The 15038-nt window shown below is 74.5% G+C and carries 12 protein-coding genes; 5 read left to right on the top strand and 7 right to left on the bottom strand.

What is annotated here, in order from left to right; all coding sequences use genetic code 11:
* Window positions 1-3: 3 nt before the first annotated feature.
* A complete protein-coding gene (locus ACFZB9_RS03920; protein ID WP_391443409.1) occupies window positions 4-234 on the bottom strand; it encodes a hypothetical protein in 231 nt (76 codons plus the stop codon).
* 547 nt (window positions 235-781) lie between these two features.
* On the opposite strand from ACFZB9_RS03920, the gene ACFZB9_RS03925 reads away from it, so the two are divergent.
* Complete coding sequence (locus ACFZB9_RS03925; RefSeq protein ID WP_391443410.1) at window positions 782-1165, top strand: cold-shock protein; 384 nt, start codon at window positions 782-784, stop codon at window positions 1163-1165.
* A 27-nt stretch (window positions 1166-1192) separates the two neighbouring features.
* Here the strand turns inward: ACFZB9_RS03925 and ACFZB9_RS03930 are convergent, their stop codons facing one another.
* The 4 genes from ACFZB9_RS03930 to ACFZB9_RS03945 are packed head-to-tail and all read right to left on the bottom strand — an operon-like array spanning window position 1193 to window position 4744.
* Entirely contained in the window at window positions 1193-2041 is an 849-nt protein-coding gene (locus ACFZB9_RS03930; RefSeq protein WP_391443411.1) for a 1,4-dihydroxy-6-naphthoate synthase, read from the bottom strand.
* Between the two features lie 11 nt (window positions 2042-2052).
* The gene (locus ACFZB9_RS03935) at window positions 2053-2745 is read right to left on the bottom strand and encodes a futalosine hydrolase (RefSeq protein ID WP_391443412.1); all 693 of its coding nucleotides are present in this window, start codon (window positions 2743-2745) and stop codon (window positions 2053-2055) included.
* On the bottom strand, window positions 2742-3347 hold the full coding sequence (locus ACFZB9_RS03940) for a hypothetical protein (RefSeq protein WP_391443413.1): 606 nt from the start codon (window positions 3345-3347) through the stop codon (window positions 2742-2744). The genes ACFZB9_RS03935 and ACFZB9_RS03940 overlap by 4 nt, the downstream gene beginning before the upstream one ends.
* A 26-nt stretch (window positions 3348-3373) precedes the next feature.
* Complete coding sequence (locus ACFZB9_RS03945; RefSeq protein WP_391444259.1) at window positions 3374-4744, bottom strand: MFS transporter; 1371 nt, start codon at window positions 4742-4744, stop codon at window positions 3374-3376.
* 723 nt (window positions 4745-5467) lie between these two features.
* On the opposite strand from ACFZB9_RS03945, the gene ACFZB9_RS03950 reads away from it, so the two are divergent.
* The 3 genes from ACFZB9_RS03950 (at window position 5468) to ACFZB9_RS03960 (ending at window position 10537) form a co-directional block, all read left to right on the top strand.
* Entirely contained in the window at window positions 5468-6346 is an 879-nt protein-coding gene (locus ACFZB9_RS03950; RefSeq protein WP_391443414.1) for a DUF3027 domain-containing protein, read from the top strand.
* A 180-nt stretch (window positions 6347-6526) separates the two neighbouring features.
* Window positions 6527-9916 carry a sacsin N-terminal ATP-binding-like domain-containing protein gene (locus tag ACFZB9_RS03955; protein WP_391443415.1) on the top strand — a complete coding sequence of 1130 codons (3390 nt, stop codon included), beginning with the start codon at window positions 6527-6529 and terminating at the stop codon, window positions 9914-9916.
* 45 nt (window positions 9917-9961) lie between these two features.
* Window positions 9962-10537, top strand: a complete 576-nt coding sequence (locus tag ACFZB9_RS03960) for a flavodoxin family protein (RefSeq protein ID WP_391443416.1) — start codon at window positions 9962-9964, stop codon at window positions 10535-10537.
* A 23-nt stretch (window positions 10538-10560) separates the two neighbouring features.
* Here the strand turns inward: ACFZB9_RS03960 and ACFZB9_RS03965 are convergent, their stop codons facing one another.
* A complete protein-coding gene (locus ACFZB9_RS03965; protein ID WP_391443417.1) occupies window positions 10561-13071 on the bottom strand; it encodes an HAD-IC family P-type ATPase in 2511 nt (836 codons plus the stop codon).
* Between the two features lie 109 nt (window positions 13072-13180).
* Window positions 13181-13483 carry a DUF2530 domain-containing protein gene (locus ACFZB9_RS03970; protein WP_391443418.1) on the bottom strand — a complete coding sequence of 101 codons (303 nt, stop codon included), beginning with the start codon at window positions 13481-13483 and terminating at the stop codon, window positions 13181-13183.
* 146 nt (window positions 13484-13629) lie between these two features.
* Between ACFZB9_RS03970 and ACFZB9_RS03975 the strand changes: the two genes are divergently transcribed.
* Window positions 13630-15036 (top strand): NCS2 family permease, encoded by a 1407-nt coding sequence (locus tag ACFZB9_RS03975; RefSeq protein WP_391443419.1) that lies wholly within the window; start codon window positions 13630-13632, stop codon window positions 15034-15036.
* The last annotated feature ends 2 nt before the right edge of the window (window positions 15037-15038 follow it).

The following is a 15038-nucleotide window of genomic DNA, read 5'->3' on the forward strand; positions in this document are numbered from 1 at the left end:
TGCTCAGGCCTGGGCGTCGGCCCGGCGGGCCTGGGCGCGGGCCGAGCGGAACAGGCCGATCAGTGCGACCAGGAAGCCCAGCGGCATCAGCATGCTCGCGAAGTAGGCGGGGGTGGGCAGCGGGGTGAGGTGGAAGAAGAGCGGGACGAAGGTCGCGATGGTGGCCAGCGCGCCCATGATGAAGACCACCGCCCCGATCCGGACCAGGCCCTCGCCCGACGCCTTGCTGCTCACGGCCGCCTCCTGCTGCACCTGTCGCCCGTCCGCGGCACTCCCGCGGAGCCATCGCCCCAGTCTCGCAGAACCCGGACCGCAACCGGACCGCAACCGGGCCGCCGCCCGGCCGGTGCCCGCCGACCCCTCGTCACCTGCGTCGATCCGGGCCTCGTCACTGCCTGCGGTTCGCCGGGGACAGCGAGTTTCGGACTCCCGCTGGCGGGGGTATGCAGGTTTCGCACGGGGTCGCCCGATCCCATCGTCCAGTCAGGGGGTGTGAGCCTTGAGGTCTGCCCAGCCGTCGTCAGCAGGCCGTGCCACGCCCTGGCCGGCCGCACTCGCCAGAGCCGGATTCCAACCACCGGACGTGTGCGAGTGAAACCCTTGACCGGTCGTTAGCCTGCCGCCGACGGATCGCCGTTCACCGGCCCGTCCGCGCCGGCCTCCACCCGCGACCCACGCCGGACGCACCGCGCGACCGGCCACCCCCTCTCCGCACCGGGCACCCCGACGACGACGCCGGGGCGCCGCCACACCCAACCCATCCACACTGAGGACATTCGAGATGCCCACCGGCCAGGTCAAATGGTTCAACGAGACGAAGGGTTTCGGCTTCCTGTCGCGCGACGACGGTGATGACGTCTTCGTCCACAGCAAGGCGCTGCCCGCCGGCGTGAGCGCACTCAAGCCAGGTCAGCGGGTGGAGTTCGGGGTGGTCGCCGGGCACCGCGGCGACCAGGCGATGGGGGTCACCCTGCTGGACGCGCTGCCGTCGGTCGCCGCCGCGCAGCGCCGCAGCGCCGACGACATGGCGCCGATCGTGCAGGACCTGATCACCATGCTGGACGGCGCGCTGCCGGGGCTGCAGCACGGCCGCTACCCGGCCAAGCCGGCCGGGCAGAAGCTTGCCGTGGTGCTGCGCGCGGTGGCCGACCAGTTCGACATCTGAGCCCTGGGCAGGCCTTCCCGTGACGCGTTACGGGAAGGCCAGTGCCTCGGGTGCCAGGGCCGGGACCAGGCCCTCCTCGGCCGCCCGGGTCAGCAGCGCCCGCACGGCCGCGTAGCCCTCGTCGCCGAGCTCCGCGGTGAACTCGTTGACGTACAGGCCGATGTGCTGGTCGGCCACGGCCGGGTCCATCTCCTGCGCGTGCGCCAGCACGTACTCCCGGGAGGCCGCCGGATCGGCCCAGGCCGCCTCGACCGAGCCGCGCACCGCCGCCGCCAGCTCGCGCAGCCTGGCCGCGCCGAGCGAGCGCTTGGCGATGATCGCGCCCAGCGGGATCGGCAGCCCGGTCGCCGCCTCCCAGGCCTCGCCCATGTCGGCCAGCTTGGCCAGCCCGTACTCCTGGTAGGTGAAGCGCGCCTCGTGGATCACCAGTCCGGCGTCCACCCGGCCGTCCCGCACCGCCGGCATGATCTCGTGGAACGGCAGCACCACGATCTCGCCGAGCCCGCCGGGCACCGCCGTGGCGGCCCACAGCCGGAACAGCAGGTAGGCGGTGGAGCGCTCGCTGGGCACCGCGATCCGGCGCCCGCTCAGGTCGCCCTCCTCGCCGGGCCTGGTGAGCACCAGCGGCCCGCAGCCGCGGCCCAGCGCGCCGCCGCAGGGCAGCAGCGCGTACGTCTCCAGCAGCCAGGGCAGTGCGGCGTAGCTGACCTTGAGCATGTCCAGTTCGCCGCGCTCGGCCAGCCCGTTGGTGACGTCGATGTCCGCGAAGAGCACCTCGGGCGCCGCCTGGCCGGGCAGCAGCGCGTGCGTCCAGGCGTGGAAGACGAAGGTGTCGTTCGGGCAGGGCGAGTACGCGATCCGCAGCGGCTCAGCCACCGGTGGTCTCCTCAGTCGAGCGGGTGCAGTGCGGTCAGTCGGTCGTAGGGCAGCGCGGCGAAGGCGCGCTCCAGCGCGGCCAGTGCCTCGCCGATCCGCCAGGCGGCCCGGTCGCGCGGGCCCACGGCGTTGGAGACGGTGCGCAGCTCCAGTGCCGGCACGCCGCACCGGGCGGCCGCCTCGGCCACTCCGAAGCCCTCCATCGCCTCGGCCACCGCCCCCGGGTGGCGGCCGGTCAGCTCCGCGGCGCGGTCGGCGCTGCCGGTGACGGTGGAGACGGTCAGGACCGGCCCGACCACCGCCCCGGTGGCCTCGGCCAGCAGCGTGAGCGCGGCCGGTGGCGGGGTGTGCCGCACCGTGCCGAAGCCCAGTTCGGCCACGTCCTGGAAGCCGTCGGGGGTCTGCGCGCCCAGGTCGGCGGCGATGATCGCGTCGGCCGCCACCACCGAGCCGATCGGCGCGAGCGGGGCGAAGCCGCCGGCGATGCCGGCCGAGATCACCAGCGGGTGGCGCTCGGCGGCCAGCGCCAGGGCGGTGGCGCAGGCGGCGGCGGCCGGGCCGACGCCCGCGGTCACCACGGTGACGCGGCCGTCGGGAGCCCCGCGCAGCACTGCCTCGGCCTCGGCGGCCACCGCGACCACGACGAGCAGCCGAGCACCCCTGGGAGGGCTCGGCTGCTCGTCGGCGCGCTGCGGCAGGCTCACTGGCCCTGCGAGGGGTCCTGACCCTGCTGCTGGCCCTGGCTGGCGTCCTGCGACTGCTGGCCCACCGGGGCGGCGTCGTTCTTCAGGTTGAGGAACCAGACCGCGATGATGCCCGGCTTCGCCGAGTCGGCGGTCTTCGGGTCGAACTCGATGATGGTCAGCGTGGTGTCGCGGACCTGGGTCAGCACGTTCACGGCCGGGACCAGGCCGGAGAAGGTGCTGGTCTTCTGGTAGTTCGAGATGGTGGCCGTGCCCTGGCCGCCGCCGCCGTTGGTGTAGGCGCGCCAGCCGTTCTTCGCGCTGTCCGGGTCCAGGCCGACGCCGATCCGGTCGCTGGTCTTGACCGACAGCGTGCGGAACTGCGAGGGCTGGTTGGAGAACTGGGCGCAGGCCTGGTTGGCGGCCGCGTCCAGCGGCTTGCCGCCGTTGTAGCAGACCGGGTCCGGCGCGAACGCCTGCGAGGAACGGCCGATGGTGACGGTGGCCTTGGTCGCGATCGGCTTGGGCTGGCCCGAGGCGTAGGCGATGGACCCACCGAGCGTGCCGGCGCCGATCACGACCACGGCGCCGAGGGCGGCGATGACACGGGTGCTGAGGCTCATGGACGAAGGCTATCCAACTCTGCCGATCATGCGACGCGGGGGTGCGGTGCGCCGCCGCGTACCCCCAGCCGGACGAGTGCCAGCACTGTCCACAACAGGGCCACGGCCAGGATCGCGGCGGCGACCGACAGACCCAGCGTGCCGTTCAGCGGCAACAGGATGCCGAGCGCGCCGCCGGCCACCCAGCACAGCTGCATCAGGGTCTCCGAGCGCGCGAAGGTGGAGGTGCGCACCGCCTCGGGGACGTCGCGCTGGATCAGCGAGTCCAGCGCCAGCTTGGCCAGCGAGGCGGCGATCCCGGCGGCCGCGGCCACCGCCAGCACGGTGACCAGGTTGTACCAGATCGCGGCGGCCGCGGCGGCGCCGGTGGCCAGCAGCAGCATCGCGGTGATCAAGGCCTCCGAGCCGCGGCTGCGCAGCCAGGAGCCGAAGACCGAGCCGAGCGCGTTGCCGCCGCCCGCCGCCACCGCGAGCAGGCCCAGGCCCACCGTCGGCGACACGCCGCCGACCGGGGCCACCCGCAGCAGGAAGGCCAGGAAGAGGGTGAGGAAGCCGCTCAGCCCGCGCAGCGCCGCCACCGCCCGCAGGCCCAGGATCACCGAGGGACCCACCGTGCGCAGGGTGCCCTTGGGCCGGGGCGCCGCGTCGGTCTCGCCGGCCGGCCCGCCCGCGGCGTGCGGATCGGCGTGCGGGCTGGCGTGCAGCACCGCGCGCTGCTCGCCCTTGGCGGAGTCCACCTGGTGCGGCAGGTGAAAGGCCATCAGGGTGCCGATCACGAAGACCAGGAAGGCGCCGCGCAGCGGCCAGGAGGGCCCGACCAGGTGCAGCAGCCCGCCCACCGCGGCGGCGAGGCCGGTGGCCAGCAGGCCGGCCAGGGTCACCCGGGAGTTGGCCTTCACCAGCGTCACCCGGGCGGGCTTGAGCCGCGGCACCACCACGCTGCGCACCACGCCGTACGCCTTGGAGGCCACCAGGCAGCCCAGCGCCTCCGGATAGAGCGTCAGATTGCCGTCGGCGATCGAGCCCGCCATGGTCCAGGCGAGCACCGCCCGGGTCAGCATCGCCATCGCCATGGCGGCCCGCCGGCCGTGCGGCAGCCGGTCCAGCAGCGGGCCGATCACCGGGGCGAGCAGCGCGAACGGGGCCATGGTGACCAGCAGGTAGAGCGCCACCCGGCCGCGGGCCTCGCTGGTGGGCACCGAGAAGAAGATGGTGGAGGCGAGCGCGATGGTGATCAGCATGTCGCCGAAGGAGTTGAGCGCGTGCAGCTCGATCAGCTTGGCCAGCCCGGACTCGCCGGCGCCGTCGGCCGAGGTGGCCTTGCGGATCCGCCGTCCGGTGCCGTGCACCACCCGCCCGGTGCGCAGGCCGGCCGCCGAGGCGCCGCGGATCAGCAGGTTGCGGCGCGGCGGCGGCTCCGGGTCCGGCTCAGGCTCTGAATCCGGCTTCGGATCCGGCTCCGCGTCCGGGTCGGGCTCCGCGTCCGGGTCGGGCTGCGCGGCGGGCTCAGGCGCGGCCGCCGGGGCCGGCTCGGGCCGCGCGGACTTGGTCAGGTCGACCGGCGGACTCGCCCCGGTCGCGGGCGCCTCGGGCAGCGGGGACCCGTCCTCCGGCTGTGGGCCCGCATCGTCCACATCGGGGACCGAGAGCTGCTGTCGCGGCACGGCGACCGGCCTGGCGTGCTGCGACGGAGTTTCGTCCGCCACACAGGCAATCCTGCCTGACAAACCCGCCCGGGACGAGGGATTGCGGCCCGCTCGGCGCGGTCGGGCACACCTGCTACTCTCGACGGCCGCTCATCGGGCTGTCGCGTGGACCTGCCCGACGGGTAGCCTGCACTACGCGACCGGCTGGAATTGTCGGACAAGCCCTAGGGCGGAGCGCGCGGTGCACCGGTCGGCCTGGTCCGACGGCGGCGCGGCCGGTCCCCGTGGGGCTCGCGGTCACGCAGAATAGGGGCCGGTACCTCGAGTGAGTGGTACCGCGGTTCGGTCGACGACGCGATGGCCACGGGCGCGCGCCCCCGGCGGCCGCGACGGTCCCGAACGGCCCGGGCGAGTCACCGGGCGATTAGGCTGCAGGTAAGAAGACTGGAGAGAACCGACGCCGTGAGTGCTGCGATGCGAAGCCGTACCCCCGACCGGCTCTGTGCCGAGGCCGTCGAACTCGCCAGGCAGGCAGCGGTCGAGGCGGTCGGTACTGACGCCGTCGGCACGCATCTGGCGGCCCGGGCCGAAGGCGAACGAGTGGTCACCCACACCTTCGAGTGCTTGGACACCGCCTACCGAGGCTGGCAGTGGGCCGTCACCGTGGCCCGCGCGCCGCGCGCCAAGCTGGTCACCCTGGACGAGGTCGTGCTGCTGCCCGGCGCCGATGCGGTGCTCGCACCGCAGTGGGTGCCGTGGAGCGAGCGGCTGCGCCCCGGCGACCTGGGCCCCGGAGACCTGCTGCCCACCGGCGAGGACGATGCCCGGCTGACCCCCGGCTGGTCCGGCGAGGACGAGCCGGCGCCCAACTCGGCCGTCTTCGACGGCGAGGAGGACCTGGAGCTGTCCGACCCGCACGTGCAGCCGGCACCCGCCCGCGCGCAGATCGGCGCCGTCGCCGACGAGCTGGGGATGGCCCGCCCGCGGGTGCTCTCCCGGCTCGGCCTGCACCTGGCCGCCGACCGCTGGGAGAAGGCGCACGGCCCGCAGAGCCCGATGGCGCAGTCCGCCCCGGCCTCCTGCACCAGCTGCGGCTTCCTGATCCCGATCGGCGGCTCGCTCGGCCAGGCCTTCGGCGTCTGCGGCAACGAGTACGGACCGGCCGACGGCCAGATCGTCTCGCTGGCCTACGGCTGCGGCGGCCACTCCGAGGCGGCCGTGCTGCCGGCCCCGCCGGTGCCCGCCGAGCTGATCCTGGACGAGACCGTGGTCGAGCCGCTGCACCTGCACCCCGACCGGGCCGGCGGCTCGGTGGAGCCGGATGCCCCGGCGGAGGAGCTGGGCCACTCCTGACCCACCAGAGAGTCCGCCGGAGCCCCGGAGCGGTTTCGCCGCCCGGGGCTCCGCCGCGTCCGGGCCCACGGGGCGGCCCCACGGGCCCGGCCCGGCGGCCCTGGTCGGCGGGCGCCCGGACACGAGGGAGAATGCCCCCAACGGATCTCGTGTGACGGTTGGGGAAGGCGGGCGGGTCCTGTGGAGCCTCGCATCATCGGCAGTGGCGGCGACGGACAGGCGGCCGACCACTTCGGCACGGCCGAGGTGCGCCGCCGGGTGCTGGACGGCTGGACGGCCGCCGCGGCCCGGTTCCGGGAGGACGCCAACGCCGAGGAGGAGTTGGCGCTCGGCGGCTACCGGGACCGCCTGGTGGTCGAGTTGGCGCAGAACGCGGCCGATGCCGCCGCGCGCGCCGGACAGGGCCCGGGACGGCTGCGGCTGACCCTGCGGGACGGGGTGCTGGCGGTGGCCAACACCGGCGCGCCGCTGGACGCCGCGGCCGTCGAGTCGCTCTCCACCCTGCGGGCCTCCTCCAAGCGCGCCGACCTGACCCCCACGGTGGGCCGGTTCGGGGTCGGCTTCGCGGCCGTGCTGGCGGTCAGCGACGAGCCGGCCATCCTCGGTCACAGCGGGGCGGTGCGCTGGTCGCTGGCCGAGGCCCGCGCGCTGAGCGACCGCGCGGCACTGGCAGCGCCCGAGCTGGCGGAGGAGTTGCGCCGCCGCGACGGCCACGTGCCGCTGCTGCGGCTGCCGCTGGCCGCCGAGGGCGAGCCGCCGGCCGGCTACGACACGGTGGTGCTGCTGCCGCTGCGCGACGGCGCCGCCGAGGACCTGACCCGCCGTCTGCTCGACGGGGTGGACGACGCGCTGCTGCTCACCCTGCCGGGCCTGGGCGAGATCGTGATCGAGACGCCGGACGGGCGGGTGCGCACGCTGACCCGCTCGGCGGTCGAGCGCGCCGAGCGGTCCGAGCACGCCGAGCACGCCGGGGCGGGCCTGGGACAGGTCACCCTCACCGAGCAGAGCGAGCGGGGCACCGCCGTCTCGATCTGGCAGACCGTCACCAGCACCGGGGCGCTGGCCGCCGAGCTGCTGGCGGACCGCCCGGTGGAGGAGCGCGCCCGGCCGTACTGGACGGTGACCTGGGCCGTCCCGGTCTCCGCCGCCGGCACCCCGCAGCCGCTGCCGGTCGCCCCGGTGCTGCACGCGCCCACCCCGAGCGAGGAGCCGCTGGGCCTGCCCGCGCTGCTGATCGCCTCCTACCCGCTGGACTCCACCCGCCGCCACGTCGCGCCCGGGCCGCTCGCCGACTTCCTGACCGAACGCGCCGCCGAGGCCTACACCGACCTGCTGCGGGCCCGCGGCGCCGACCTCGGCTCGCTGGTCCTGGTGCCCGGACCGCTGGGCCAGGGCGCGCTGGACAACGCGCTGCGCGCCGCGGTGCTCTCCCGGTTGCCCGGCACCGCCTTCCTGCCGCACCCCACCGCCGTGGAGGAGGGCACCCCGGCGCTGCGCCCGCGCGACGCCACGCTGCTGGAGGGCGCCGACTCCTCGGTGGTCGAGGCGCTGGCCCCGATCTTCCCGGGGCTGCTGCCGGCCGGCCTGGAGCGGCGTGCGGAGCTGCGCGCCCTGCAGGTGCGCCGGATCCCGCTGGCCGAGGTGGTCGACCAGCTCGGCGGCCTGGACCGGGAGCCGGCCTGGTGGCGCAGCCTCTACGGGGCGCTGGCCGGCGCCGACCCGGAGTCGCTCGGCGCGCTGCCGGTGCCGCTGGCCACCGGACGCACCGTCACCGGGCCGCGCCGGGTGCTGCTGCCCTCCGACGACGCCGACTGGGCGGGCTTCCCCGGCTACCCGCAGGCGCTGGCCCAGGCGCTCGACCTGCTGGACCTGCGCCTGGCCCACCCCGACGCCGCGCACCCGCTGCTGGCCAAGCTCGGCGCCGCCGTCGCCACCCCGGCCGGCGTCCTGGCGACCCCCGAGCTGCGGGCCGCCGTGGCCCGCTCGCTCGACCTGGGCGAGGACGACTTCGACGCCGCCGCCGAACTGGCCGACGCGGTGCTCGGGCTGGTGCGGGCCGCCGGGGCGACGGCCGGCGAGCACCCGTGGCTGGCCCGCCTCGCGCTGCCCGACGACGAGGGCGAGCTGGCCCGGGCCGGCGAGCTGATCCTGCCCGACAGCCCGCTCGCCCGGCTGGCCCGCCCCGAGGACGCGCCCTTCGTGGACGAGGACCTGCTGGAGCGCTGGGGCCCCGAGGTCCTGGCCGCGGCCGGGGTGCTGGGCGACTTCGTCCTGGTGCGCGCCGAGGACGCGGTGCTCGACCCGGACGACCTGGAGCGCCTGGACCCCACCGCGCCCGCCGACCGCGCCGTCGGCGGCAACCCGACCGGCCTGCTGGACGAGGCGCCGGACGGGCTGGCCGACTGGTGCGAGGACGTCCTGGAGCAGCTGCACGTCGACGACGCCGAGGTCGGGGTGCCGCCGGTGGCCGCCGAGCTGCTGGTGGTGCGGGACCTGGACCTGGTGGACGAGGACGCCTGGCCCGAGGCGCTCGCCCGCCTCGCCCGGCCGCCCTACCGGGACGCGGTGATCACCCCCGTCCGCGCGCTGCTGCCCGACGGCAGCTACACCGACCTGCCGCCGTACACCGCCTGGTGGCTGCGCGACCACCCGGTGCTGGACGGCCGCGAGCCGGCCGGTCTGCGCGCGGCCGGCGGCGACTGGCTGCTGCGCGGCCTCTACGACGAGGCCCGCACCACGCTGGACGAGCAGTTCCTGCACGCCCTCGGGGTGCGCACCACGCTGGCCGCGCTGCTCGCCGAGCCGCACGGCTCGGAGGAGCTGCTGGACCACCTCACCGACCCGGTCAGCGAGGTGGGCCACCGCCAGCTGCACGGCATCTACACCGCGCTGGCCGCCGTCTCGGCCGAGTCCTCGCCGGCCTTCGGCTGGGGGGAGCCGCACGACGAGGTGCGCGCCCTGCCGCCGCTGGACGAGGCCACCGGGCGCCGCCCGGCGCACACCGTGGTGGTGGACGCCACCGAGGCCGTGGTCGCCGACGCCCCCGACCTGGTGCAGCTGCTCCACCCCTACCCGCTGATCCCGGTGGCCCCGGCGCTGGCCCCGGCCCTCGCCGAGCGGCTGCACGTCTCGCTGGCCAGTGAGGTGGCCGGTGGCCGGGTGCTCTCCGAGGGCACGCTGCACCGGGTGCCCTCGTTCGTCCGGGAGCTGCTGCCCGGCTGCCCGGCCGCCTACGAGGAGCACGAGGAGCTGCTGGTGGTCGGCCCGGACGGCGAGGAGGCCGCGGTCGACTGGCGCTGGGACACCGCCGCGCCGTCGCCCGAGCTGCCCTACGACCCGGAGCTGACCGAGGCCGGGGACGAGGAGGACGGCGCCTACTGGCCGACGGTGGGCGGCGAGTTCGAGGTGGCGCCGGTCTCCGGGCTGCTGCACGCGGCCACGCCCGAGGGGCTGGCCGCCGGGCTGGCCTGGTCGGTGGGCCAGTGGCACCGGCGCTTCGAGGTGCTGGCCGCGCTCACCGAGCCGGACCGGGCCTACGAGCTCTCGGCCGCCCGCGACTTCGAGTCCTGAGAAAGGCCCTGGAGCCCGGCGAGCGCCGGTGGCTACCCTGTGGCCATGATCGACATGGCCGAGGGCGCCACCGGGCGCCGGTTCCTCTTCCTGCTCGCGAGCACCCGCTCCGAGGGCAACACCGAACTGCTCACCCGGCGGGCGGCCGAACAGCTGCCCGCCGCGGTGGAGCAGCGCTGGCTGCGGCTGGGCGAGCTGCCGCTGCCGCCGTTCACCGACCTGCGGCACGAGGGCCAGGGCGGCTACCCGCAGCCCGAGGGCCACGCCAGGACGCTGCTGGAGGCCACCCTGTGGGCCACCGACCTGGTGATCGCCTCGCCGCTGTACTGGTACAGCGTCAGCGCCGACGCCAAGCTCTACCTGGACCACTGGGTCAGCTGGATGCGGGTGCCGGGCGTGGAGTTCAAGCCGAGCATGGCCGCCAAGACGCTCTGGGGCGTGTCCGTGCTGACCACCGAGGACCACGCGCCGGCCGATCCGCTGGTCGCCACCCTGCGGCTGTCCGCCGAGTACCTGAAGATGCGCTGGGGCGGCGCGCTGCTCGGCACCGCCAACAAGCCGGGCCAGATCGGCGAGGACCTCGGGGCGCTGGAGCGGGCGAAGACCTTCTTCGCCGGGTAGCGCTCCTCCGACAGGCCCTGGCGCTACTCCTCGTCCAGCGAGCGCCTGACGTACCGCCAGACCACCTCCAGCAGCAGCCCGGCGGCCACCGCGACGGCCACCCCCGTCCAGGGGTCGCGGATGCCGACCAGCTTGAGCTGGAAGAAGGTCGAGAGCCAGGGGACCACCAGCACCAGGGCGAAGGCCCCGCACATGGTGGCGATCAGCAGCAGCCGCCACCAGGTGTACGGGCGCGCCACGATCGCCAGCACCCAGATCGCCACGATGAAGAGCGTCAGGGTGGCCACGCTGGTGTCGGCCTTCAGGTCGGTGGCGTGGTCGCCGCGGGCCAGTGCGTAGGAGACGAAGGTGGCGGTGCCGGTGATCACCCCGCCGGGGATCGCCAGCCGCAGCACCCGGCGCACGAACCCGGTCCTGGCCCGCTCGTTGTTCGGTGCCAGCGCCAGGAAGAAGGCCGGGATGCCGATGGTCAGCCCGCTCAGCACGGTGGAGTGCCGGGGCAGGAACGGGTACGGCACCTGGGTGAAGACCACCAGCAGCGCCAGCAGCACTGAATAAACCGTTTTTACCAGGAACAGGCTGGCCACCCGCTCGATGTTGCCGATCACCCGGCGGCCCTCGGCCACCACCGAGGGCAGCGTGGCGAAGCTGTCGTTCAGCAGCACGATCTGGGCCACCGCCCGGGTCGCCTCGCTGCCCGAGCCCATCGCCACCCCGATGTCGGCGTCCTTGAGCGCCAGCACGTCGTTGACGCCGTCGCCGGTCATCGCCACGTGGTGCCCGCGCGACTGCAGCGCGCCGACCAGCTCGCGCTTCTGCTGCGGGGTCACCCGGCCGAAGACCGTGGTGCGCTCGGCGGTCTCGGCCAGCGCCTCGGCCTCGGTGGGCAGGGTGCGGGCGTCCAGCGGGTGTTCGGCCCCCGGCAGCTCCAGGCTCGCCGCCACCGCGCCGACCGAGACCGCGCTGTCGCCGGAGATCACCTTCGCCTGGACCCGCTGCTCCTCGAAGTAGCGCAGCGTCGCGGCGGCGTCCGGGCGCAGCCGCTGTTTGAGCACCAGCAGGGCCAGCGGCGCCAGGCCCTTGGCCGGGTCGGGAGCGTCCAGCGGGACGGTGGTGCGGCCCAGCAGCAGCACCCGCAGGCCCTGCGCGCCGAGTTCGTCCACCGCGGTCAGCGCCGGGTGGCCGGTGGGCAGCAGCACGTCGGGGGCGCCGAGCAGCCAGCCGGCCTCGGCGCCGTCCGGCTCGCGCAACTGGGCGCCGCTCCACTTGCGGGCGGAGGAGAACGGCACCGCCTCCAGTACCCGCCAGCCGTCCCGCTCGCTGGTGTCGTTGCTGGTGTCGGTGCTGGTGCTGGTGCTGGTGCTGGTGCTGGTGCCGGTGTCGTTGCCGTCGCCGTTGCGGGCGGCGGTGCCGTAGGCGTCCAGGATCGCCCGCATGCTCGGGTTGGGCCGGGCGTCGGCGCCCGCCAGGGTGCCCAGCACCTGCTGGAGCCGGCCCAGCTCCCCGTCGCCGTCCAGCGCGCGCAGCTCCTGCACGTCCATGCCGCCCTCGGTGAGGGTGCCGGTCTTGTCCAGGCAGACGGTGTCCACCCGGGCCAGCCCCTCGATCGCCGGCAGCTCCTGCACCAGGCACTGCTTGCGGCCCAGCCGGACCACCCCGATCGCGAAGGCCACCGAGGTCAGCAGCACCAGGCCCTCGGGCACCATCGGCACGATGCCGGCCACCGTGCGGCGCACCGCCTCGCGCCAGTCGTTGTGCTCGACCGACCACTGACTGATCACCAGGCCGATCGCGGTGGGGATCAGCAGGTAGGTGATGAACCGCAGGATGGTGTCGATGCCGGTGCGCAGCTCGGACTTGACCAGGGTGAACCGGCTGGCCTCCTCGGCCAGCTGGGCCGCGTAGGCCTGGCGGCCGACCTTGGTCGCGGTGAAGGCGCCGGAGCCCGCGACCACGAAGCTGCCCGACATCACCGCGTCGCCCGGGCGCTTGTGCACCGGGTCGGGCTCGCCGGTGAGCAGCGATTCGTCGATCTCCAGGCCGTCCGCCTCGGTGACCTCGCCGTCCACGATCACCTTGTCGCCGATGCCGAGCAGCACGGTGTCGTCCAGCACGATCTCGCCGACCGCGATCTGCGCGACCTGCCCGTCGCGGCGCACCTCGGGCCGGGCCTCGCCGATCAGCGCCAGGCTGTCCAGGGTCCGCTTGGCGCGCACCTCCTGGATCACGCCGATCGCGGTGTTGGCCACGATCACCAGGCCGAACAGGCCGTCCTGGATCGGGCCGACCACCAGGATCACCGCGAAGAGCACGCCGATGATCGCGTTGAACCGGGTGAGGACGTTGGCCCGGATGATCTCCGGCACCGACCGGCTGGACCGCACCGGAACGTCGTTGACCTGGCCCCGGGCCACCCGCTGCGCCACCTCGGCGGCGCTCAGGCCACCCGGACGGACGAGGGTGCCCGTGCCGGCCGCGGCGGGGTCGTCGGCGGGGTCGTCGGCGGGGGTGCTCCGGTCGGCGGGGTGCGTCATGGCACCGACTCTACGGGCGTGAAATGTCCGGTGCGTCCCTCTATGGGGCTGGTCGGGCCGACCGGGTGGACCGGTCGGCGGGGGTCTCGATCCTCCGCGCGGCGGACCCCTAGTCCGTGGGGGGTCCTGCCGGGGGTCCTGCCGGGGACCCGGTTCCGGCCGCCGCGGCCGCCTCGGCCCGGGAGCGCTGGATCGCGGCCCGCCTGGCCCGGCAGTACCACACGCCGAGCAGCCCGAGCAGCCCGCCGGCCAGGCAGATCCAGGGCCAGTTACCGTGCCCGTGGCCGAGCGAACCGCGCAGCGGGAGCAGCACCACGAAGCCCAGGAACCAGAGCGCCGTCCCGCCGCCGACGATCGCGACGTCGTTGGCTTCCACAGGAGGCGGCGAGGGGTGCAGCGGGGTCTTCGGCATGGGGCTCAGCCTACGGCTTCGGGTCCGCGCGACCCGGACTGCTCCGCCGCTGGGAAACGCGCCGGATCTACGCGCGAAGATGGCGCGTGCACGACCATGAACACATACTGAAGGCCCTCCTTTGCCCCCACCAGAGGACATATCGCATGCCTTCCGCGGCCCTCGACCGCTACTTCCGGATCTCCGAGCGCGGCTCCAGCCTGCCCAGGGAGATCCGTGGCGGCGTCGCCACCTTCTTCACCATGGCCTACATCCTGGTGCTGAACCCGATCATCCTGTCCAACGCCGTGGACGTGAACAAGCACGCGCTGAGCTTCCCTCAGCTGGTCACGGCCACCGCGCTCACCGCGGGGCTGACCACCCTGCTGATGGCGGTGATCGGCAACGTCCCGATCGGCCTGGCCGCGGGACTGGGCGTGAACACCATCGTCGCGCTCCAGCTCGCGCCCAAGATGACCTGGCCGGACGCCATGGGCATGGTCGTGCTGGCCGGCTTCTGCATCATGCTGCTGGTCGCCACCGGCCTGCGCGAGCGGGTGATGACCGCCGTGCCGCTCGGGCTGCGCAAGGCGATCGCGATCGGCATCGGCCTCTTCATCGCCCTGGTCGGCCTGGTCGACTCCGGTTTCGTCAGCCGGGTGCCCGACCTCGCCCACACCACCGTCCCGCTGGAACTCGGCATCGGCGGCCACCTGCACGGCTGGCCGGTGCTGGTCTTCGTGCTCGGCGTGCTGCTCACCCTGGTGCTGGTGGTGCGCAAGGTGCCGGGCGCGATCCTCATCTCCATCGTGGTGATGACCGTGGTCGCCGTGGTGATCCAGAAGGTGGCCAACCTGCCCGCCGAGGCCTGGGGCCTGACCGTGCCCAAGTGGCCGGGCAACCCGGTGTCCACCCCGGACTTCTCGCTGGTCGGCAAGGTCAGCCTGTTCGGCGGCTTCCACCACGTCAGCGTGCTGACCGGGATCCTCTTCGTCTTCACCGTGCTGATGAGCGCCTTCTTCGACGCGATGGGCACCATCCTCGGCGTCGCCGACGAGGCCCACCTGCTCGACCAGAACGGCGACCTGCCGGGCATCAACCGGGTCCTGATGGTCGACGGCGTGGCCACCGCCCTCGGCGGCGCCACCTCCTCCTCGGCCAACACCTGCTTCGTCGAGTCGACGGCGGGCGTCGGCGAGGGCGCCCGCACCGGCTTCGCCAGCCTGGTCACCGGCGCGCTCTTCATGCTCGCGCTCTTCCTGACCCCGCTGGCCACCATGGTCCCGGCCCAGGCGGCGACCCCGGCGCTGGTAACCGTCGGGTTCCTGATCCTGGCCAACTCGATCCGCGAGATCGACTGGAGCGACTACACGATCGCGATCCCGGCCTTCCTGACCATGGTGCTGATGCCGTTCACCTACAGCATCACCAACGGCATCGGGATGGGCTTCGTCACCTTCTGCGTGCTGCGGCTGGCGACCGGGCGCGGCCGCAGCGTGCCGGTGGCGCTGTACGTGGTGGCGGCGGTCTTCGCCTTCTACTACATGATGCCGGCGCTCGGACTGGCCAAGTAGCC

This window comes from Kitasatospora sp. NPDC008050 (assembly GCF_042957465.1).
In the GTDB taxonomy this organism is placed as follows: Bacteria; Actinomycetota; Actinomycetes; order Streptomycetales; family Streptomycetaceae; genus Kitasatospora.